Genomic DNA, 21,053 nt, shown 5'->3' on the forward strand with positions numbered 1-21,053 from the left:
CGTCGTACCGACCACGACCGGCGGCCTCCTCACCACAGCCGTCGCCGCCGCGCCACGGCAACCGCCTCCGCAGGGGACGGCGGAGCGGAGCGTGACCCCCCGGTTATAGGCCCGTGACCAGCGGAATCGTCGCTTCCGGCGCTGTTGCGAAGTGGTGACGGAGCGACGATTGATCACCTGTGAAATCCGGGTCAGGATGAGTGCACCGCGAGCCGCCGGGGGGACAAGCAGTACCGGCGGGCGGTCACTTCTCCTCCTTCTCGTCGCACTTCGTCGTTGCACCTCTCGCTCGTGTCTTCGCACGCCGTCATCACGGCGTGCCCTTGCTGATCGATTCCTTGGGGGGATTCATCATGTCCGCTGGTTCCGTCGCCGCCCGCCGCATCCGCACCGTGGCCGCGACCGCCGTCGTCACCGCTGTCGCCGGCGCCGCCTTCGTCCCGGCCACCGCTGTCGCCGCCGACAAGGCGGGCGAACACGCGCTGAAGATGACGCTGGGCGCGCCCACCCCCACCGGCCCGCTCAAGCGCGGTGGGGCGACGGAGTCGATGGTCCTCACGGTCGCCAACTCCTCCGACAAGGCACAGGACTTCTCGGCCTGGCTGCCGGGCACGCCGGACGGTCCGAGCCCGGTGCTGAAGGACTCCGTCGTCTTCGACGTGACCGCGCTCGACGCGCCCGCGACCAAGTCGGCCGTCGGCCGCCAGGACGGCTCCTTCCAGGGGTTGTTCTTCCCGGCCACCGGGAACGCGGCGTCCACCTTCTCCATCCCGGCGAAGACCGAGTACACCTGGAAGGTCACGGTCGGCCTCGGCGCCTCCTACCCCACCAACGACGGTGATTTCACCCTCACCGCCGGGCGGCTGGTCGGCGACACCGACGACGACCCGTCCCGCAACACCCAGGTCTTCAAGATCGACCCGGCGATCACGCCCGGCAAGCTCAACGTGGCGTGGGAGCAGAAGACGGGCGCCGTCGCACGGCCCGGTCAGCGTGCCGAGCTGGTGCTGAACGCCACGGCCACCGGCCCCGGCGAGTTCCCCGCCGAGCTTCAGCGCACCGTGTCGGCCCAGCAGTTCCGTGACGGCGCGGGCAACCCGGACTTCATCCTGGAGGCCGAGGTCGACGGCAAGATCGTCAAGCTGAAGGAGTCCAACGACAGCGAGTGGGAACTCCCCGCCATAGCCAAGGGCTTCGGCTCCGCCAAGGGCACCGAGGGCATCAAGCTGTACCTCTCCCTCGGTAAGAAGAGCGACATCAAGAAGGACACCGTCGTCCCGCTGGAGGCGCTGTTCTCCATGGCCGACTCCTGGGGGTTCAACGGCGCCCAGACCAAGGTGAAGGCCGGCCCGGCCCTGGTCACCCCGCCGAGCGGCACTCCGTCCACGACGCCGTCCGCGTCCGCGTCGGCGTCCGCGTCCGCGTCCGCCTCCGCATCCTCCTCCGCGGCCACCACCACGGGCGGCACGACCGGCGGCACCACGAACACGACGAGCGCCACCGGTTCGCTCGCCGCCACCGGTTCGGGCGGTGGTGTCCTCTACGGCGCCCTCGCGGCGGCCCTGCTGGCCGTCGGCGGTGCGGCGGCCTGGTTCGGCACGCGTCGCCGGCGGACCGCACGCGTCTGATCCCCGACGGACGACGGACGACGGCACGACGGCACGACGGCACGACGGCCCAGCCGACAGCCGACAGCCGACAGCCGAAGACCACGGACAGGGGAGGGCCCGGAGGCAGTCGCCTCCGGGCCCTGCCCTGTCCTCGGTGCTGCCGCCGTCGGCTCAGCGCGCCCCGGGGTCGTACTTCTTCAGCGAGGCCTGGACCTCGGCGGCGTACGCGCCCTCCCACCACGGGACCGTCTCGACCAGTACCGGCTTGGTGCCGGAGGCGAGGACGAGGGCCCGGCCGGGCGGCATCGCGCCCAGGTCGGAGACCTGGAGGACGCGTTCGCGGCGCGTGGACTCGCTGATCGCCCGGTTGCCGGACCAGCCGCCGAACTCCGACTCACGGCTGGTCTGGTACTCGCGCAGCTCGTACTCGCCGGCCAGCTCGCTCAGGTCGCCCAGGAAGCGGGTGTCCGAGACGCCACCACCGTAGACGCGCACGTTCGCGGCGGACCACAGCTTCTCCATGCCGCGCTCGCCCCACACCTCGATGCCCTGTGCCCAGGACTGCAGGATCGTCATCAGGATGATCCCGCGCGAGCCGTAGTGCGAGTACAGGTCGGGCAGGGTCCGCCAGCGGCACACGTTGGCCGCCTCGTCGAGGACACCGACGAGAGGCAGCGGGAGACGGCCGCCGCGCTGGGTGGTGGCGTACTCCTCGGCCGCCTCGACGACGGCCACGGTCAGCGCGGTCACCAGCGGCCCGGCGGAATCGCGCCCCTCCCGGCTCAGCGAGTACAGGGTGCCGCCGGTGCGGACGAACGCGTGCGGGTCGAACTCGCCCGCGTACTCGTCGGCCGGGGGCGTGACCCACCGGTTGACCTCGGGATTGACCAGGCAGGACGCCATCTGCTGGGCGACACCGTAGATGCCGCTGCGCTGCTTGTCGGGGGCGTTGATCACGCCGGCCAGCCCGTCCGCGGACATGGCGTGTCCGGCGCCGCGCAGGATCCGCTCCGGGGCGTCGTCCTTGGGGTTGGACAGCCAGGTGTAGATCTGGGTGATCGGCGCCTTGGCACACGCGGCGGCCAGCAGCAGGTTGGCGAGCAGGTCCTGGCCGGCCGGGTCGAAGAAGGCGTCGGTGGAGGCGTTGGCGTCCCGCGAACCGCTGGCGAAGTGGTCGGCCATCTTGCGGGCCTTGGCCACGTCGGTGACGTACGACAGCGGGTTCCACCACCAGCTCGGCTCCTCCTGCGCGACCTGCTGCGGGTCGAACACCCACACCGGGCCGCGCGCGGTCCGCGGACCCCGGGTCGCGTCCACGATGTCGCGCTTGTTGGAGGTGACGAGGACGGCGCCGGGCCCGTCCAGGATGGCGGGAATGGCGCGCCGGGTCGTCTTACCGGTCCGCGGGCCCCAGATGTCGACGTGCATGTCCTCGTACGACCCGTACAGCGGCTGACGCCCCTTGACGGACCGTCCGATGAACACGCCGGGCGTGCCCGACTGCACGCCGAGGCGCTCGGCGGTGGCGGCCGCGCCCTTCATCGTCAGCTTGCCGAGCTCCTCGCCCTTCGCGAGGTGCTGGGCGGCACCGTCCACCTTGGGCTTGTTCCTGAACCGCTCCCGCACCCGGTAGGCGGCCAGGCCGAGGATCCCGACCACCACCGCCTCACCGGCCGCGACGGCACTGGCCGCCGAGCCCGGCCAGCTGTAGTCGCCCTTGATCACCTCGACGAGGAACGTCAGCGGGTTGCCGGGCGGCGCGGGCGCGTCGGCGTACCCGGCCCCGACCTTCGCCGCCAGCCAGGCCCCGGCCGCGACGAGGAGCACGACCGCGACGGCGATGACGATCTCAAAGGTCCAGTCGTCCTCGGCGCGGGGTTTCTTCTGCTGTTCTGCGGTCACCCGCGGGTCCGTCCTTTCTGGACTGTGGACTTGCTGAGTTGTCTGGGGGGTGGGGGTGCTGGGAGGCGGTGTCCGGGAGGACCGGGGTCAGGCCTTCTCCGGAGCGAAGACGAAGACGCCCTCGCTCGTAGCCAACAGGGCGTGGCCGTCGGACGTGCGTTCCAGGACGTCGACGTCGTCGTTCAGCGAGGAGCCGGGCTCCAGGCCGGAGGCCAGCACCCTCTTGGTGCGCATGTCGAGCGCCGCCAGCCCCAGGTCGCTGACGGACGCGTACAGGACGTCGCCGGTCGGCAGGGCCACCGGCTCGATGTCCTGCTCGTCCGCCTCCTGACGCCAGAGCTCGTCGCCCGTCTCCGCGTCCCAGGCGACCGCGCCTCCGCCGAACTGGGTGACGACGCTCTTCCCGTCGGCGGAGAGGACGACGACCGGCTCGTGCGCGTCGTTGGGGTCGAGGAAGGTCTTGGGACCTTCCACGAGGGTGCGCCCCGTTCTGAGGTCGACCACCGTCAGGAGCGCGTCGTACGTGTCGTCCTTCAGGCCCCAGGCGAGCAGGCCCTTGTCCCCGGCGAGCGGGAAGAGGGAGGCGGCCGCCCGGTCGCCGTCCGGGGTCTGCGCCGCCACGGCGGCGGGCAGGGTGACGCCCTCCGTGTCCCACAGTTCCTTGCCGGTGAGCCGGTCGGAGACCTGGAGCCGGTCGCCGCTGACGTAGAACTCGGCGAGGGACGTCGCCACCCGGTAGCCGAAGCCCGGGCCGATCGGTGCCTGGTCCTCCCACCGGTCCTGGACCTCGACGGTGGCTCCGCCGCCGAGCGGGGCGTAGGAGCCGCTGTCGTTCCCCACCTTCAGCCGTACATGGCCGGCCTCGACGGTGTAGTCGGTGCCGTCCTCGCCGTCGTAGGCCGAGCTGCCCAGCTTCTCGCCGGAGGGGGCGTACATGGTGTACGTCGTCCGGACCGACTCCTTCTTCAGGCCGCTCGCCGGGGTCACGTCGCCGTCGACGGCCAGGAGCGCGGGTGTGCCGTCCTTCCACTGCCCGATGGTGAAGAACTCGGCGGGCGCCGGATCCCGGTCGCTCGACCAGCCGTCGGCGGGGATCGTGACCTCGACCGACGTGCGTTCCCGGCCGGTGGCCGCGTCGAGGAGGCGGGCCCGGAAGAGGTATTCCTCGGGTGTGCCGCCGGTGCTGTCGGGGTACGTCGTCGCGTCCTCGGTGAGGACGACGGCGTCACCGAGCACGCAGGTCTGCGAGTGGTCTCCGACGACCCTGCTCGTGGCCCGCTCGACCGGGTCGCCGGGGCATCCCGAGACACCGTCCGCGGTCAGGCTCCACACGGGCTTCCGGGCCAGGCCGGGCAGCGCGGCGCCCTCGTACGCGGGGCCTCGGGCGATGGACGCGGACGCCTTGGGCGTCGCCTTCCCGTCCGTCGCGTCGCCCGTCCCCGTGTCGTCGCCTGCGCCGCAGCCCGCGACCAGCCCCAGTGACACCAGGGCCCCGGTGAGGGGAAGAAGGTGACGCCTCATCTGTTGGTTCATGCTCCTGTTCCGCTGTCTGTGCCGTCGCCCTCGACCGCGTTCGTGCCCTGGGGGATCGGCACGCGGTAGACCCCGGTGATCGTGTCCTGGTAGTCCCAGTTGCTGAACTCGACGGACTTGCCGGGACGCGGGGCGTGGATGATCTTGTGACCCTTGGGGTCCCAGACCAGGCCCACATGGCCCGAGTGGCCCGCCTCCGGCCGGAAGAAGATGACGTCGCCGGGCTGCGCCTCGGACAGCGACACCTCGTACTTCTTGAGGTACGGCTCCTGCGTGTAGGTCGTCGTACCGATGTTGATCTTGCCGTCGCTGGCCATGTAGTACGCCCACTGCGTGAAGCTGGAGCAGTCGAAGCTGGTGGGGTTCTCACCCTGGAGCCGCGGCGCGCCGAACACGTACGGGACCCCGATGCCGCGCTGGGCCCAGCCGAGGACCGCGCGGATCACCGGGTCGTCGGCGTCGGGAAGGACACCGGAGGCGCCCGCGCCGTCCGGGGCCACCGCGGCGCCGCCGTTGTCCTCGGCGCAGTCGGCGTACTGCGCGTCCCTGCTGCTCTCGTCGGATCCCGGGACGGTCCCGTAGTCGGGGTTGGCGGTGACCTTGCCCTTCATCCACTCGTCCGGGTCGACCATGCCCGGGCCCTTGTCCTGGCCGCCCACGAACGGGTTGTCGACACCGGGAACGAGGACCTCCCAGTGCAGGTGGGGTCCGGTGACGTTGCCGGTCGCGCCGACCGTGCCGATCTGCTGGCCGCGCTTGACGGTCTGCCCGACGGACACCTTGATCGAGGTCTGGTGGCCGTAGAGCGTGATGACCCCGCCCGCGTGCTCGATCTTCGTCATGTTGCCGTACGAGCCGCCGGGACCGGCGTGGACGACCTTGCCGTCGGCCGGGGCGTAGATCGGGGTGCCGCTGGAGGCCACCAGGTCGAGGCCGGTGTGGTAACCGAGGCTCCACATACGGCCGTTCTGGTGGTACGGGGTACCGACCGTGTACGTGCCCTGCTTCATGGGCCACTGCCAGTCCTTGCCGGTGGTGGGCTCCTTGGCAAGGGGGAAGGACACGGTCGTCGCGTAGCCGGCGCCGATGCTGCCGCTGCCGCTGTTGCCGCTGATGTCGCTGCTGTACGCGGCGAGGGACATCGCGGTCGTGCTGCCGTCACCGCTGTCGTCGTCCAGCGCCGGCGTCGACCAGGAGCGGGCCGGGGTCGCGGCGATGCTGAGCGCGGAGCCGGGCTGGGCGTTGTTGCCGACCGGTTCGGGAATGTCCGACTGCTTCCCGAGGGTGGGGAAGCCGGGGTTCTTCTCGATGGTCTCCTTCAGATGCGCGTACCAGCGCTTGATGAGGTCCTGGTCGCCGGTGAGCACCCCGCGGTAGCGCGCGGCCTGGGTGAGGACGACCCGCGGGTAGATCGTGTTGGCGGCCGTGGAACCGGAGTAGATCTGGAGCGCCTTGAAGGGAGCGGTCTCGGCCTTCTTGGCGTGCAGGAAGTTGGCGGCGGCCCAGGCCGCGTCGTCGATGTTGTACAGGTCCTTCGTGCCGTCGCCGTTGCCGTCGGCGCCGTAGTCGGTCCAGGCCGGCTTGCCGAACTGGAGGATGCCCATGTAGCCGAGGGAGTTCTTGCCGCCGGGCGCGGCGGAGGGGTCCTGGCCGTACTTGGTCTCCTGGTACATCTGCCCGGCGATGAGCGTCCAGTCGAGGCCGTCGTAGCGGGCGGCGGCGCGCATCGCGGCGAGGATCATCTTCGGCGGTATCTCGTTGCGCGCCGTCTCGCTCGGCATGTACATCTTGCCGGCCGGCATGACCGGGTTGGTGGCCGCGGCGTCACCGGTGTTGCCGGCGTTGGCGTTGTCGGCGTAGTCGCCGCAGGAGGCAGCCGCGGCACCGGCGCCCACCCCGCCGATCATGCTTCCCACCAGGACCATGACGAGGGTGCCGACCCCGGCGATGGGCAGGCAGCCGACACCGCCGGCCATCCACATCCACTTGTTGTTCTTCTTGTCGCCGCCGCCACCCTGACCGCCGCCGCGCTGGGCCGCCGCCTTGGCCGCCTTCGCGGCCTTGGCGACCTTCGCCGCCTTGCCGGCGGCGGCCAGTACCGCTGGTGCAACCATGCCGGCTCACACCCCCGAGTCGTCGGACGCGCCCACGTCACCGAGGCCGAAGACGTCGAACCCGGAGACGAGCCAGTCGCCGCCGTCCTCCTTGACCGTCACCAGCCACTGGTTGGACTCGGTCGTGGTCTGCCCGCCCGCGGTGTGCGTGGCGGTCACCTTGACCAGGGTGGACATCGAGCGGCCGCTGTCACGCACCAGGTCGTCCGAGACCAGGGCATCGCGCACCACGACGGCCTCCCCCTTGGAGGAGCACTGCTCGGCCTGGCAGGTCGCCCACTCCTTGCCGGTCGGCAGCGAGGTCGCGACCTTCATCCGGTCGTCGTTCGTGGTGAGCCGGACCAGCGGAGCACTCCAGGTCGCGGCATTGCTCTCGTGGTCGTACGTGGTGAGCCCGGCCATGTACTGGACCATGGCGGCGTGCGCCTTCACCGCTTCGGCGGCCGAGACGATCGGGGCCACCGCGGTGCTCTGCGATCCGTCGCCGTCGGCTCCCTCCCCGTCCGAGCCTGCGGCGCCGCCGCCCGCGGTGGCCGTGGGCACCGCGGAGCCGTCCTTGGCGTCACCGCCGTCGCCCTCGTCGTCTCCGTCGAAGACGGTGAACACGGTGAGCACGGCGATCAGGAGAAACCCGAGCACCCCCAGGGCCAAGAGCCCCGTGCGCTTGTTCTCCGCAGGCAAGTCCACGTTCCCGCGCCTCCCTTGTGCTGAGCCGGTACGGCGGGTCACCGGGACACGGTAGGGGGAGGCGGAAGCGAGGAGTCGGGGGAATTCCCGGCGAGGAAAGCGGGCGGACGGCGGGCGGGAATCCGGGGGAAAACACGAAGCCGGGTCACCTCGCCTCGGCGCCGTTCACGGATCGCGTGTCCGGCTGCCCGCCGCGGCGGTCACTCGGGCCGCGGATCCACCGGCAGCGGGTCGAACGGGTACGCCGTGTGCCCGTCCTTGGGCGAACAGGCCGCGAACGGGCCCGAGTCCGCGTCCATCAGGACCCGCAGATGCGGGTCCGCGTGATGCAGCCACCACGTCGACATGCCGAGCGCCGGGTCCTGACGCAGATGTTCCCAGGCCAGCCAGAGCGCCGACAGACGGGCCCCGGCCTCGGGGTGCTCCCACCACGTGGGACACCAGGTGGCCGAAGTGCCGTTCACCCGGCGGCGGATCATCTGGGCGAGATAGTCGGAGACGAAGACGAAGACGTCCGCGAAGTAGAACTCCGGCTCCTCGGAGCCCTCTGCGGTGCCGGACATCGTGCCCCCATCGGTCGTTCGGTCGAGCTGCGGCTGTCGGGTGATCGGGCGGCGCCCGGCCGGGTACCGCGTGATCAGGTCAGGACGATACCGAGCAGCAACAGCACCACCACGACCGCGCCCATCACGATGCGCGCCGTCGGGTCCTCGCGTTCCCACAGGTCGTGGACGACGGCCCAGCCCGTCAGGCGCGCGGCCCGGCCGCTGTGGATGTCGGAGGCGGACGCCTGCTGTTCCTCGTCCGCCACCTCCTGGTCCGGCGACGACGGCTCGGGGTCCTCGTCGAAGCCGACCGGCATCCCCTGCTGCTCCTGCGCCACCAGGACCATCTGCTCGAGGAGTTCGGGAATCGTGTTCGGCGTGAGGGGATAGGCGAAGGTCCCGTACGGCGTCTCCACGCACAGGCTGGCCTGCCAGGGGTTGCCGGGCTCATACCCGTCGACCCAGGCGCGGTCGGCCTGGAAGACCTGCGGAGCCTGGGCCGGCTCAGGGGCCGGTACGGCGACGGGGGCGGATGCCGGAGCAGGAGCCGGGGCCGGAGCCGGTGCAGGCACAGGTACCTGCTGGACCGGCGGGGCCTGCTGGGGGATCTCCCAGGTGCGCGGGTCGGGCTGCTCCGGGGGTTGCGGCTGCTGCGGGTACTGCGGCTGCTGCGGGTGCCCGTTGTGGTCGGTCAACTCTCGTCCTTCGCCGGGTCCGTCGGGTCCAGGGGGTGGTGCCGGGTGACGGTACCCAGCACCTCGGGCACACGCGCCCAGCGCATTCTGGGCCCAGAGCGGGTCGGTACGGCACGGCGCCTTCCCGGCGTGTCCCTGACACTTTTCCCCACCGGTTTCCTCATGGACGCGGCATCGGGAATTCCCGCAGTCCCGGCGAGGAAAGCGACACCGGTCCGGTGACAGGTCTTTGTCACACTGCCAAGCGCACCTGGCCGGGCCAGGGCCCGTCGTGCGGTGCGGTCGTGAACCCGCCCAGGCGGACGGGGAACCGACTCGCTGGAGTAACCGACTCGATGACAGACCACAACAGCCCTGCTGGCGCGGTCGGCGGAGGCCAGCCTTCCGGGCAGCCCGGGTCCTTCGGTCCTTCCCAGCAGCCGCAGCAGGCGTGGCAGGGGCAAGGGCAGCAGGCCCCGGCCCCGCAGCAGGCCCCCGCCCCGCAACAGCCGCAGCCGCTGCCCTCCGACGCGGCCCGCGCCCAGGTCGCCGCCGCCTGGGTGCGCAGCACGCCCCGGGCCGGCCAGGCCGCCGTCCCGTCCCTGCCGCCCCGTGAGACCCGGCCCCAGGGCGAGTCGAAGAAGGAGAAGCGCGAGCGCGAGCGCGCGGCGCGCAAGGCGGCGTACGAGCAGAAGAAGGCGGAGAAGGAGCAGCGCAAGCGGGGCGGCACGGCAACGGCCGTGGCCACCGCGCCGGCGCCCACGCCCACCACGGCCGCCCAGCACCCGCCCCAGCACGGCCACCAGGCCCCCGCCCACAGCTCTTCCACGATGTCGCTGAGGGCCACGGCGCCCCCGGCCACGGGCCCGACCGCCCCGGCCGCGGGTGCCGCCACCCCCGGTGCCGCCGCCCCGGCCACCCCCGGTCACGCCCCCGCGCGTGACTTCGACGTGCCCAAGCCCGGCGGTCGTATCTCCGGCGGCGGGCGCCGTACGCACGTCGCGCTCCGCGCCACCCTGCTGATCACGACCTGCGTGTTCGCGCTGGGCTCGTGCGGTGTGATGGGACTGGTGATCGGCAAGTCCTCCGGCACCACCACCGCCGGGCTGGACTCCTCGGACGCCACCCGGTACCGCCTCACCGAGTTCCCCACCGAGCAGGCGGCGGCCTTCGCGGAGCAGTACGCGCAGCTCTGCATGACGTTCTCCCCGGACACCTCGTCCACCCGCCGCACCGACCTCGCCCGCTACGCCTCCGCCGGTGTCGACCCCGACTGCGGCTGGAGCGGTGAGGGCACCAGCAAGGCACTCTCCGTCACCTGGGACGGCACCGCCGAGAAGCTTCCGGAGTACGGCGACCACGGCCGCTACATCGGGGTCCAGGTCCGCACCGACGACGGCACGCTCACCACGCTCACCGTCCCCGTGTACGTCCAGAACCTCAAGACGGGCGAGGGCATGCGCGTCTCCGGCGACGTGGGCCAGATGCCGCTGCCGGCCGCCGCGGACGTGCCCGAGGTCGACCAGGGCGACGAGGTCGTGGACGACACGCTGTCCACGCAGCTCCAGAAGGAGGTGCTGCCGGGCTACTTCCAGGCCTGGGGCGCCTCCGACGCCACCGCCATGGCCCGCTTCCTCACGCCGGACGCGACCCTGACGGCCACCACCGGTCTGGCCGGCCGCCTGACGGGCCCGCAGATCGGCACCGTCGTCGCGCTCGTCCCGGCGAGCGCCCAGGACACCAAGCCGTACGCCTACGACGCCGGACAGGCCGTCCAGGTACGGGTGGCCGTCGACTGGACCGACGCCAAGGGCGTCGCCGTTCGCCGCGCCTACCGGATGACGATGGTCAACACGGCCCAGGGCTGGTTCATCAAGGACGTCCGGGGCGGCGTGCTCGACGCCGAGGGCGGCCGGGCCGACGGCGACACCGACAGCGATACCGCGACGGGGACGGCCGCGCCCCCGGCCGGTGCCTCGGGATCCCCCTCGCCCTCGGCATCCGCCTCCGCGGCCGTCCCGTCGTCCACGGCCAAGCCCGCCAAGCCCTGACCGGACCGCGCCACCCGCACCCCCATACCACTACCGCAGCTCCACCACCGAGAGGAACCACCATGTACATGGCCGAGACGACCCTGAACGACATGTTCGGGCAGATCGAGGACATCCTGCGCAACGCGGGCACCATGGTCGCCGTCATCGCCCTGCTCATCCTCGGCATCCGCATGCTCCTGTCGATGAAGCGCGGCGACGGCATGCGCGAGGCCTTCCAGGGCTTCGGCATGATCGCGCTGGCCGCCCTGATCATCGGTGGTGCCGGCGGCCTCGCCGGTGTGCTGATCGGTCTCGGCAGCCAGATCGGCGGCGGCAACTGACGGACCGCTCGGGCACCGCCCGACGTACCGTCAGCCGCCGTTTCAAACAGGGGAGTTCGCAGACATGAGCCAGGAGGCACCACCGGAGCCGCTGGTCGCGTACGACCACACCGACCTGGTCAACCGCCCCAAGCGGATCTGGAACTGGGGCAACATCCCGCTGCCCGGACTGCTGCTGCCCGCACTGGGCGCGGCCTTCGGCTTCGGGCTGGTCTGGCTCATCACCCTGTTCACCGTGTCGGCGTTCCTGCCCTTCCTCGGCATGTCGATGTGGACGTCGGTCCTCTACTTCGGCCCGCCGTTCGGCATCTACTTCGTCTGGGGGCGCCCGCTGCCCTCGGCGCTCACCCTGAGCCAGCAACTCGTGGTGTGGACCGACTGGTGGTTCCAGCCCAAGCGGCTGCAGGGTCTCGCCGCGGACCAGGAGCCGGAGCAACTGCACTGGCAGGTCATCCTCTTCACCCCTGGCTCGCCGCGCTGGCAGGCCCGCTACGAGGCCGCGCGCCGCGTCGCCGCCGAGCGCGGCAGCGCCTTCGCCGCCGCCAGGCGCTGACCCCGCGATCACCCCACCACTTCCCGATGTCGACTACCGCAGGATGAGTCCTCCATGTTCATGATGATCCTTCTGGGCGGGGCGGCCGCCTTCTTCGTGGTCGCCATGATCATGGCCGCCTCGTCGAGCAAGAAGAACGGCCAGGGCGGCTCGAAGCAGTCGTCCTCGGCACGTTCCAGGCCGTCCGGCTCGTCGGCCGCCGCCCGCCGCGAGGACCTCCGCCTCCCCTACCGCTACGCCGACGACATGATCTTCGTGCACGGCGATTCGGTGTGGACGGGCATGGTCCTGCCCAACGCCATCGACGAGTACCTGAACGCCGGCGAGCTCCAGGCGATGGCGGAGGGCCCGGCCCGCGGTCTGCTGAACCTGGCCCGCGGCGACCGCAACGTCGAGTGCCACTACCGCAAGGTCTACCAGCCGATCACCGCGCTGACCTGGGCGGAAGACCTGAACGCGGTCGCCTGGGATCCCACGGAGAACTACAAGGCGTACAACCTGCGCAAGGCGGAGTACCAGGAGCGCATCGGTGCCAAGCGCGAGCGCAACATCCTGCTGGTGAAGCTGGGTTCGCTGAAGCGCACCAACGGCGGCAGCGGAGTCGTCGCCCAGGACGACGAGCCGTACGACGAGCCCGGCCTCCTCCAGGGTGTCCGCGGCGCCGCCGACCAGGCCGCCGCGACCGCGACCGGCGTCACGGACGAGTACCTCTCCCCGCACGTCCTCGCCGAGTGGACGCAGGTCGCCGTCGAGGTCCACGAGAGCCTGGAGGGCCTCAAGGGCACCCCGCTCAGCCGCGAGGAGCTCGTCTGGCTGATCCGCAAGCCGCTCCACGGCGACCTGCCGGTCCCGCCGGAGCCGGTGCTCGGCTCGCGTGCCTGGGGACCGAACCAGTTCGACCTGGTCGTCGACTTCTCCGGCGAGAACCGCAAGACGCACATCGTCCTGAACCAGTACGACGAGGTGACGGGCGAGCAGCAGACCAGCTACACCACCACCCTGGTGGCCGCCAACTGGCCCGCGGAGACCCGCTTCCGCCAGTCGACCGCGTGGGCGCGTTACGCCGCCCAGCACGTGGACTTCCCCGTCGAGATCGACATGCGGTTCACGCTCATCCCGTACCTGAAGTTCAAGGACCGCGCCGACAAGATCCGCGGCAACCTCGTGGACGAGATGAACGACATGGCCAACTCCGGCCGCAGCCCCGACACCAAGCTGGCCACGCAGGTCACCCGAGCCCAGGAGCTCGTCGACGACATCGACGAGCACAAGATGCCGGGCATGGAGGCGCAGATCCGCTTCACGATCTCGGCGCACGACGTGAAGGAGCTCGAGCGCCGACGCCGGGTCCTGGAGATGCAGTTCAAGCAGGACCTGAAGGTCACCCTGCTGCGCCCGACCCGCCAGCAGTGGCGGCTGCTCCAGGCACAGCTCCCCGGCGACGCGCCCAAGCTCCCGATCGCGCCCTACCTCCGCCTCCAGGAGGTCGAGCAGCTCGGCGCCGGACTGCCCACCGCGGGCACGGAGCTGGGCGACAACCCCGAGCACCGTTCCGGCAAGCGGCTGGGCTGGGTCGGCAACCTGGTCGGCTGGGCGGGCAAGATGCCGGTCCACTACTCACTCCACGTCGGCCCGGCCCGCAACGACGGCGGTGGCCTGGCCATCGTCGGCGCCTCCGGCGGTGGCAAGTCCTCGCTGGCCCTCCAGAAGTTCTACGAGGAGTCGGAGTCGGGCGTCCGCTGCCTGGTCATCGACCCGAAGACCGACTTCGCCCAGCTCTGCTACTACCTGGCCTTCGGCGCCCAGGTGAACGACCCGGACTTCGCCGGCGACGCGGAGACCGGCCTCCTCGGCACCCCGGCCAGCAAGTTCCAGCCGGTGAACCCGGACTTCTGGGCGGAGACGGAGGTCGTCGACCTCCTGAAGGGCCAGGCAGGCGTCCTGGACCCGTGGGTCATCGCCCGCGACGTCCCCGCGGGCCGACTGCTCGCCGAGTCCATGCTCCGGGGCTTCCTCGGCGACGAGGACTACCAGCGCGTACGCCTCCCCGTCATCGAGGGCATGGCGACCGTCATCGGCCGCTACAACTCCGCGATCCGCCAGGCCGTCGAGCAGGGCTACACGGCCCGCGACGCCGAACTCGCCGTCCCCCGCCCGACGTTGTGGCAGGTCGTGGACGAAGTCGTCGCGGCGTACGACCACGCGGTGGCCAGCGGCGACCGCGAGGCGATCAAGGACCTGAAGCTCGCGCAGATGCTCCTCACCGAGCTGCGCACGCTCCCCTACGCCCGGCTCTCCTTCGCGGAGCGCCCGCAGCCCCTGTCCAGCATGCGCAAGCGCCGTACGGTCATCACCCTGCGCGGCTTCCAGTCGCCCGCGGCCTCCGACCCGCGCAGCTGGAACCCGGCGGAACGCCTCGCCGCGACGGCCCTTATGGCGGTCGTGGAACTGGGCAGCCAGATGCTCGACGTCGGCTACGAGAAGAACCCGGTGACCGGCGAGATCGGCCTGCGCCCGAAGGCTCTCTTCGTCGACGAGGCGTACGTCGTCACGGCGACCGAGTCCGGCCGCGACCTGATGCGCCGCGCGCTGAAGCAGGGCCGCTCCTACCTGGCCGTCACCGTCCTGATCACCCAGCAGGCCATCGACCTGGTCCAGATCGAGGACTCCGAGGCCCGCAGCGGCGGCGCCAACCAGATCCACACGGTCTTCGCCTTCAAGCAGAAGTCGGCGCAGGAGGCGTCCCTGGTGGCCCCGCTTCTGGGCCGCCCGGAGAACGACCCGAAGGTCATCGCCGCCCTCCAGGAACTCCGCACCGGCGTCTGCCTCCAGCGCGACGCGGACAAGCGCGTCGGCACGGTCGCCGTCGACCTGGTCTTCAAGGAGATCCTCGCCGCCACGGACACCAACGGCACCACCCGCCCGGCCCGCCAGGGCATCAACCCACCGCTGAGCGTCTGGGACTGGACGTTCCTCCAGGAGGCGGAGGAGGACCCGGCACAGTCGGCGACACCCACGCAGGAAACGGCGACGGCAACGGCATGACGCGCCTCACCGGTCCCACCCGCACACCCACCCACCGAGGAGCCCGTCCCACCGTGCGCCTGTCCAGAAGTCTCGCCACCGGGGCCGCGACCCTCGCCCTGCTCACGACGCTGAGCGGGTGCGGGTCGGACTCGGAGTCCGGCTCGGGGGCCAGGACCGGGGCGGACTCCGTCTTCGGCTCGGACGCCGAGTCGGACGGCGGCAGCGGGCAGACCACGACCGGTGGCCTGCCCCAGGCGTCGGACACGGAGTCCGTCGCGAGCTACCTGAACCGGTACACGCCCTGCCAGGGCGTGGTGACGGGCGACGAGTACGACGGCGGGCACGACGGTGAAGCCTGGGGTACGGACGAGTCGGAGGACCCGGCCTGGGGCATCGAGGAGCGCGCCGTGTGCACGGACGGGTCGGACCGGCCCATCGCGCTGCTCACCGTCTCCGACATGAAGGAGTTCCAGACCGCCGCCAAGGCGAGCGGCGACGAGTTCCTGGTCGGCGAGGACTTCGCGGTCGTACCGGTCGGCGACGAGGCGATCCGCAGCCTCCGGCAGTCCGACCTGAGATTCCTGACGTGCGATGCGGACCTCGCGGTGCCGAGCGGCTTCGAGAAGGAGCCGGCCCTCGTGGACGGCTGCGTCCTGACCAACTACGTCCCCGAGTAAGGCGAGACACACCATGCGAATCAGGCGAGCGATCACCATCGGCGCCGTCCTCCTCATGTCGGCGTCACTGACGGCCTGCGGCGGCGACGACGGCGACACCGGGAACAGCGACGGCGACGGCAAGAGCAGCGCGAGCACGGGCGCCGGCAAGGGCGACAGCGGCGAGTCGGCGAGCACGGAGCTGCCGGAGGCGTCGGACATGGCGTCCATCGCGTACTACCTCAACCAGTACGGATCCTGCCTGGATCTCACGCCGGGCGCCGAGTACGACGACTCCTCCCTGGCAGACCATGATCCCGCCTGGGGCGATGACAACATGACCCGCGACCCCGCTTGGGGGATCAAGGAACGTGCCGTCTGCCGGGACAACTACGACGACTCCAGCACGCTGCTGGTGCTGTCGGACATGAAGAAGTTCCAGACCTCCATGCACGCCGGAAACTACAGCTCCATCCTGATCGGCAAGGACTTCGCGGTGGAGCCGGGCGGCACCGAAACGATCGAGGACCTGAAGACCTCCGGCCTCGTGGCCCTGTCGTGCGATCCGGAACGCCAGATCCCCAGCGGCTACAAGCAGGAGCCTGCGCAGGTGGACGGGTGCGTCCTCACGAACTACTACGCCAACTGATCCCTCCGAAGGGCTTTTCATGCTGACCCGCATCCGGCCGCGCTCCGGCCGTCCGGCACGGCCCCGGACGAGGCGCTCCCTGCGCGAGAAACTCATCAGCACCGGCATCGCCGCGCGGGCCATGTTGTTCCTGGTGCTCGGGGTGATCGCGCTCTCGTTCTCCGCTCCACAGCAGGCGCAGGCCCTCTTCGACACCTGTGACTGGGCGCAGCAGAGCATCAACCAGAAGGCCGACATGCCAGGCCCCGCCGCGGAGAACATCTTCCCCTCGGTGAAGCAATGGGACGGGAAGCGCGAACTCGTCGCCGGGGCGACGAAGATGGACGGCCCCGCGTCGAAGTACACGCTCTACGAACTCAGCGCCATGCGGGGTCTCAACTGGGCCTCGACCCAGCAGAGCCAACACGATGCGAAGCAGGGCGAGCGCGGGCAGGCCGCCGACGACGACGAGTGCAGCCTCCAGAACGAGATCTACAACGGCGTCGCCCAGGCCATCTTCGACCTGAGCAAGATCATGAGCCGGGCCGCGATCAGCATCAAGGAGATCTCCTCCAACCCCAGCCCGTTGGCCGCCCTCTACGACGGCACGGTCTCGGGTGACGACAGCGTCGTCGACCGCCTGAACAACGGCGTCTTCAAGCTCGCCGTGCCCACCATGATCCTGCTCACCGGCCTCTGGGTGTTCGGCAAGTGGCGCAAGGGCGACATGCGCGAGGTCTGGTCGGGCGTCGGCTGGGCCGCGTTCGTCGTCATCGCCGTGTCGGCGTTCCTCGTCAACGGAAACTACGTGGCCGTGGTCGAAACGGCCGACTCGGGAATCGCGCAGGGAAACGCGGCCCTGACCGAGGCCGTGCTGGACGGCGCGATCGACGGTGTCGACCCGCCCTGCGACCTGCCCGACAACGCACCGCAGCGCGGCATGCGCATCTCCAGCTGTGCCATGTACGACACCCTCGCGTTCCGCCCGTGGGCCATCGGCCAGTTCGGCGACCCGGGCAAGGCTCGCATGGAGTACAAGGGCACCGAGAAGTGCGACTTCGGCACGGGCAAGCGTTGCACCGACCTGCGGGTCAAGCAGGTGATCATCCAGTCGGTGACGAACATCGAGTACTACCAGCACCCTTCGCCGGTCGAAGTCGAGGAAGGCGAAGAGGGCGACATCATCAAGGCAAAGGAAAACCAGTACGGCGAGCTGCGCAACTACATCGCCAAGAACGAGGATGCGCGCATCTACGAGCAGTGGTCCGGCGACAAACCCGCCAACCGCATCAGCATCGGGGTCTACGCCCTGGTCGCTTCGCTCATCGTCGGCCTGATGGTGGTCGTGCTCAGCGCCCTGACACTGCTGTGGCACGCGGTCACGCTCATCATGGTGATCCTGTTGCCCCTGGTCGCGATCATCTCGATCCACCCGACGCAGCAGAAGCTGCTGCGGGGCTGGTGGCAGACCTTCGTGCACAGCTTCGTCCTGCGCGCCGGATTCGGCGTCATCCTCACGATCCTGCTGCTCTTCTACCAGCTGATCCTGCCGCTTCAGGTCCCGCTGGGCATGCAGCTGCTGATGCTCCTGCTGGTCACGGTCGCAGTGATCATGCTGCTCAAGAACCTGCTGTCCGGGAAGTTCAGCCCGCAGGTCCAGGGCGCGGACGACGCTCTCGGCGTCGGGGACATGGCCGGCAAGGTGACCGCCATGGCTCCCGGTCTGGCCGCGTCCGCCGCAGGCTCCACCGCCCGCACCACAGGCCGCGTCGCGAGCACCACGGCCAAGGGCACGGCCCGCGCTACGGGCAGCACGGCACGCGGGACCGCCTGGGCGGTGGACAAGCTCGCCTTCAAGGGCAAGGGCCGGGCCAAGATGCAGGAAAAGGGCTGGCTCGGTCAGTCCAAGCGTGAGCAACGGCAGACGGCCTACCAGAGTTCGCAGGTCGCCCAGAAGAACTACGACCGGGAATTCGGCGAGCAGGGAGGCCAGGAGTCGCCGGCTCCGGAGCCGCCCCGCACCCGAGGCCGCCGGGTCAGCGGGTCCAGCAGTGCGCCGGCTCCGCAGTCCACTACGCCGACCGAGTCCCGCCCGGCACCCGCACCCGCACCCGCTCCCACGCCCGTACGGCAGGCGCCGGCCCCCCGCCCCCGGCCCGCCGAGCCGCCGGTGGCACCCGCCCCGGCACCCACGCCGCCCCGCAGGGACCCGCGCGACCCCAGCGGCCGCGTCTAGCCCAGTCCTGTCACCCCCGCCGCCCCTCCCCCACCAAGGAGCCATCCGATGCCCGCCCTGACCGCCGACCGCAGTCCCGACCAACTGGTCGCGGAACTGGAGCGGCTCATCGGCGTGGACTGGCCCACGGTGTGGGCGGGGGTCCCGGAGGACGCGGAGAAGCGGGCGCGGTGGTGCGCCGGGTTCGACTGGCGTCCGCTGTGGGCCGAGGCGGGACTGCGCGTCCGTACCAGCCTGGGCGGCCGCCTGTATCTCGCCTCCGCCGCCCCCGGCGGACCGGTGACCCGGATCGACCACACGGTGTGGTCGGCCCGGGCCCGGGACACGGACGAGAACCCCCTCGTCACCGACCTGGCGGAGGCCCACTGGACCGCCTGCCTGACCGCCCTGCGCGGCCTGCTGGGCAACCCGACCTGGCACGGCACCTGGAACACCCCGGACTTCCCGGAACTGCCGGGTCGAGGGCCCTGGTACAGCCCGCAGTGGCGCCTGGACCAGCGTGATCCGTACCGGGTCGCGGTGTGGCGGTTCCGCACGCCGGGAGCCCCTGTGTTCGAGCTGAAGGCAACGCTGGGAACCGGCTCCGAGGATCGGCCGACAGCGGCCGATGCGAGGATCGAGCTCAGCTGTCATGGTCCTCGCGAGCCCGACAACCATGAGCCGGCTCAAGGCACTGACGTACGAAGAAACTGAGGCGGGAGCACACATGCCGACTTACGAGATCGAGGAATCGCCGCAGCACCTTGCCCAGGAGCTGACCGGCCTCGGGCACGTGGACTGGCCCGCGGTATGGGCCGGCCCGCCCACCCCGGGCCGCGCACTGGACGACTGGTGCGCGTTGTTCGGTTGGAAGCCGCTGCCCGAGGATCGCGTACTCGCCGTGCGTACCGCGACGGGTGGCCGACTGAGCCTCACGCCCGTCGTGGAGGGCGGGTGGAGCCCGGTCAGGTCGCTCGGCTGGACGACGTGGCATCTCAGGGCCGAATCGTCCGGCGAGAACGACTCGGTACTCGAGGAAGCTGCAAACGTATGGCCCCACTACGAAGCCGCCGCCAGGGACGTGCTCGGAGCGCCGGAATTCTCGGGCGGCTGGGATGCTCCCGACTTCCCCGAAAGCCGAAGCCACCGGCTTCCCTCCCGTGAGAGGCGTCTGCGCAACCGCAATCCGTACCGACTCGCCGTATGGCGGGGCGCGAGCCCGGAGGAGCCGGTCATCATGCTCGAAGTCTTCAGCGGGGGAGTGACCCCCACGGGGGTGGGCCTCCGTGGCGTCACCATCAACGTGGACTGCTACCCGCAGGAGATCGAGTGAGCGAGGCCACCGCCGTAAGGACTCCCGTCCAACAGGCCCTTGCCCGGCAGACCGCCGCAGCTGCCGCTCTTCCCGAGGGGGAGGGCGAACGCATCGCCTACGAGATCATCGAGGCTGCGGACAAAGCCGGGAAGAGCCCCCAGGAGTACATCGTCGACTACGCCAGGAAGCTCGACGTCAAAGCCCCCCGCGAGGGCATGAAGTCTGCTTTCTGGTCCTTCGGCATTCCGCACCCCGATCTGCCGCAGGACCAGGTACTCAGCAGCCAGTTCCTGGCCTCTGTCTGGACCGATATGGAAAACGCGAGCGTCGACGGCAGCGCGCGTTACCTGGAGGGCACGCCTGGCGGGGAGGAACTGGGCCAACTCCACCTGTGGGACGCCGATGTGTACACGGTCCTGGGCCTCAACAAGGCACAGGGCGATGCCCTGGCCCGTGACGCCTGGAGCGCCCTCTCGGAGAACTACGCCAAGGCCACCGATGGTGAGGCGATCGTCTTCACCGGAGAAATGGTGCCGTGGAGTGTCGCCTATGAGACGGAGATGCCCCAACTGCGCTGCACGACGGGGCCGGAAAACATCCACTTCATGTACGACCTGCCAGAGGACGTGCTGAAGGGGCTTCCGTCCGAGAGCAGGCAGTTGCTGTCCGAAGGCTGGGTGCGCTCCCACGTACATTTCCGCGCGCCCGACGAGAACAGCCCACCGCCCCAGAAGTACTGGACCGCCGGGTACCTCGATGTTGAGCAGCTCAGGTCGTTGCCCACACCGGAAGCCCAGCGCGCGGCCGTCCTGGAAGTCTGCGCCCGTGTGGCCACTCTGGACGGCGTCGGTCGTGAGGCGGACGTCGAGCGGCTCGTCGAAGAGATCAAAGTGCTGCGCCCCGATCACGAGGTGGTTCTGCCCAGCGTCGAGGAGCAGCTGTCACAGGTGCCCACAGCAGCGCCGACTTCCGAGATCCGAACCCACGCCCCGTACCTCCCTGGCGTCACGGTCAACGCCAGGACGGGACCGGCCACCCTCGAATCACTCACCCTCCCGACAACGGGGGCAGCTACCGTCCAGGCGCACAGCTTCCTCCCGGGCGTCACCCCGCAGGCGAAGTCGGTCGTCGCCCCGAACAGGACCGACACCCCGACGGCTCCCCCGAAGGCGCCTCCGGCCCCGGAGCAGTCGAACGACACCGGAATGGGAGTGTGACCG

Annotated in this window: 17 protein-coding genes; 11 read left to right on the forward strand and 6 right to left on the reverse strand. The window is 70.6% G+C overall.

Annotated elements, in window-relative coordinates; all coding sequences use genetic code 11:
• The first annotated feature begins 353 nt into the window (after window positions 1-353).
• On the forward strand, window positions 354-1,628 hold the full coding sequence (locus OHU34_RS19970; protein WP_142265358.1) for a hypothetical protein: 1,275 nt from the start codon (window positions 354-356) through the stop codon (window positions 1,626-1,628).
• A gap of 153 nt (window positions 1,629-1,781) precedes the next feature.
• Here OHU34_RS19970 and OHU34_RS19975 read toward each other — a convergent pair whose 3' ends face one another.
• The 6 genes from OHU34_RS19975 to OHU34_RS20000 form a co-directional block, all read right to left on the reverse strand.
• Window positions 1,782-3,512, reverse strand: a complete 1,731-nt coding sequence (locus tag OHU34_RS19975) for a type IV secretory system conjugative DNA transfer family protein (protein ID WP_405767604.1) — start codon at window positions 3,510-3,512, stop codon at window positions 1,782-1,784.
• Window positions 3,513-3,599: 87 nt separating this feature from the next.
• The gene (locus OHU34_RS19980; protein WP_405767606.1) at window positions 3,600-5,033 is read right to left on the reverse strand and encodes a PQQ-binding-like beta-propeller repeat protein; all 1,434 of its coding nucleotides are present in this window, start codon (window positions 5,031-5,033) and stop codon (window positions 3,600-3,602) included.
• Between the two features lie 8 nt (window positions 5,034-5,041).
• Window positions 5,042-7,159: a peptidoglycan DD-metalloendopeptidase family protein gene (locus tag OHU34_RS19985; RefSeq protein WP_405767609.1), complete on the reverse strand. Its 2,118-nt coding sequence runs from the start codon at window positions 7,157-7,159 to the stop codon at window positions 5,042-5,044.
• A 6-nt stretch (window positions 7,160-7,165) separates the two neighbouring features.
• Window positions 7,166-7,846 carry a hypothetical protein gene (locus OHU34_RS19990; RefSeq protein WP_405767611.1) on the reverse strand — a complete coding sequence of 227 codons (681 nt, stop codon included), beginning with the start codon at window positions 7,844-7,846 and terminating at the stop codon, window positions 7,166-7,168.
• Between the two features lie 200 nt (window positions 7,847-8,046).
• On the reverse strand, window positions 8,047-8,409 hold the full coding sequence (locus tag OHU34_RS19995; RefSeq protein WP_054241912.1) for a DUF4913 domain-containing protein: 363 nt from the start codon (window positions 8,407-8,409) through the stop codon (window positions 8,047-8,049).
• Between the two features lie 74 nt (window positions 8,410-8,483).
• A complete protein-coding gene (locus OHU34_RS20000) occupies window positions 8,484-9,086 on the reverse strand; it encodes a hypothetical protein (RefSeq protein WP_405767614.1) in 603 nt (200 codons plus the stop codon).
• Window positions 9,087-9,421: 335 nt separating this feature from the next.
• Between OHU34_RS20000 and OHU34_RS20005 the strand changes: the two genes are divergently transcribed.
• The 10 genes from OHU34_RS20005 (at window position 9,422) to OHU34_RS20050 (ending at window position 21,050) form a co-directional block, all read left to right on the forward strand.
• Window positions 9,422-11,116: a conjugal transfer protein gene (locus OHU34_RS20005; protein ID WP_405767616.1), complete on the forward strand. Its 1,695-nt coding sequence runs from the start codon at window positions 9,422-9,424 to the stop codon at window positions 11,114-11,116.
• A gap of 68 nt (window positions 11,117-11,184) precedes the next feature.
• Window positions 11,185-11,439, forward strand: a complete 255-nt coding sequence (locus OHU34_RS20010; RefSeq protein WP_230195104.1) for a hypothetical protein — start codon at window positions 11,185-11,187, stop codon at window positions 11,437-11,439.
• Between the two features lie 64 nt (window positions 11,440-11,503).
• Window positions 11,504-11,992 carry a hypothetical protein gene (locus tag OHU34_RS20015; RefSeq protein WP_020129164.1) on the forward strand — a complete coding sequence of 163 codons (489 nt, stop codon included), beginning with the start codon at window positions 11,504-11,506 and terminating at the stop codon, window positions 11,990-11,992.
• Between the two features lie 54 nt (window positions 11,993-12,046).
• Window positions 12,047-15,037 (forward strand): ATP-binding protein, encoded by a 2,991-nt coding sequence (locus OHU34_RS20020; protein ID WP_405767618.1) that lies wholly within the window; start codon window positions 12,047-12,049, stop codon window positions 15,035-15,037.
• Between the two features lie 53 nt (window positions 15,038-15,090).
• The gene (locus OHU34_RS20025; protein WP_230195106.1) at window positions 15,091-15,696 is read left to right on the forward strand and encodes a hypothetical protein; all 606 of its coding nucleotides are present in this window, start codon (window positions 15,091-15,093) and stop codon (window positions 15,694-15,696) included.
• A gap of 13 nt (window positions 15,697-15,709) precedes the next feature.
• Window positions 15,710-16,324 carry a hypothetical protein gene (locus OHU34_RS20030; RefSeq protein ID WP_230195107.1) on the forward strand — a complete coding sequence of 205 codons (615 nt, stop codon included), beginning with the start codon at window positions 15,710-15,712 and terminating at the stop codon, window positions 16,322-16,324.
• A 19-nt stretch (window positions 16,325-16,343) separates the two neighbouring features.
• Window positions 16,344-18,539 carry a hypothetical protein gene (locus OHU34_RS20035; RefSeq protein WP_230195121.1) on the forward strand — a complete coding sequence of 732 codons (2,196 nt, stop codon included), beginning with the start codon at window positions 16,344-16,346 and terminating at the stop codon, window positions 18,537-18,539.
• Between the two features lie 48 nt (window positions 18,540-18,587).
• The gene (locus tag OHU34_RS20040; RefSeq protein WP_230195119.1) at window positions 18,588-19,232 is read left to right on the forward strand and encodes a hypothetical protein; all 645 of its coding nucleotides are present in this window, start codon (window positions 18,588-18,590) and stop codon (window positions 19,230-19,232) included.
• 13 nt (window positions 19,233-19,245) lie between these two features.
• Window positions 19,246-19,851 carry a hypothetical protein gene (locus tag OHU34_RS20045; RefSeq protein ID WP_230195120.1) on the forward strand — a complete coding sequence of 202 codons (606 nt, stop codon included), beginning with the start codon at window positions 19,246-19,248 and terminating at the stop codon, window positions 19,849-19,851.
• Window positions 19,848-21,050, forward strand: coding sequence for a hypothetical protein (locus tag OHU34_RS20050; protein WP_230195108.1), 1,203 nt, complete (start codon window positions 19,848-19,850; stop codon window positions 21,048-21,050). The genes OHU34_RS20045 and OHU34_RS20050 overlap by 4 nt, the downstream gene beginning before the upstream one ends.
• Window positions 21,051-21,053: the final 3 nt, after the last annotated feature.

This window comes from Streptomyces sp. NBC_00080 (genome assembly GCF_045041255.1).
Lineage (GTDB): Bacteria > Actinomycetota > Actinomycetes > Streptomycetales > Streptomycetaceae > Streptomyces > Streptomyces coriariae.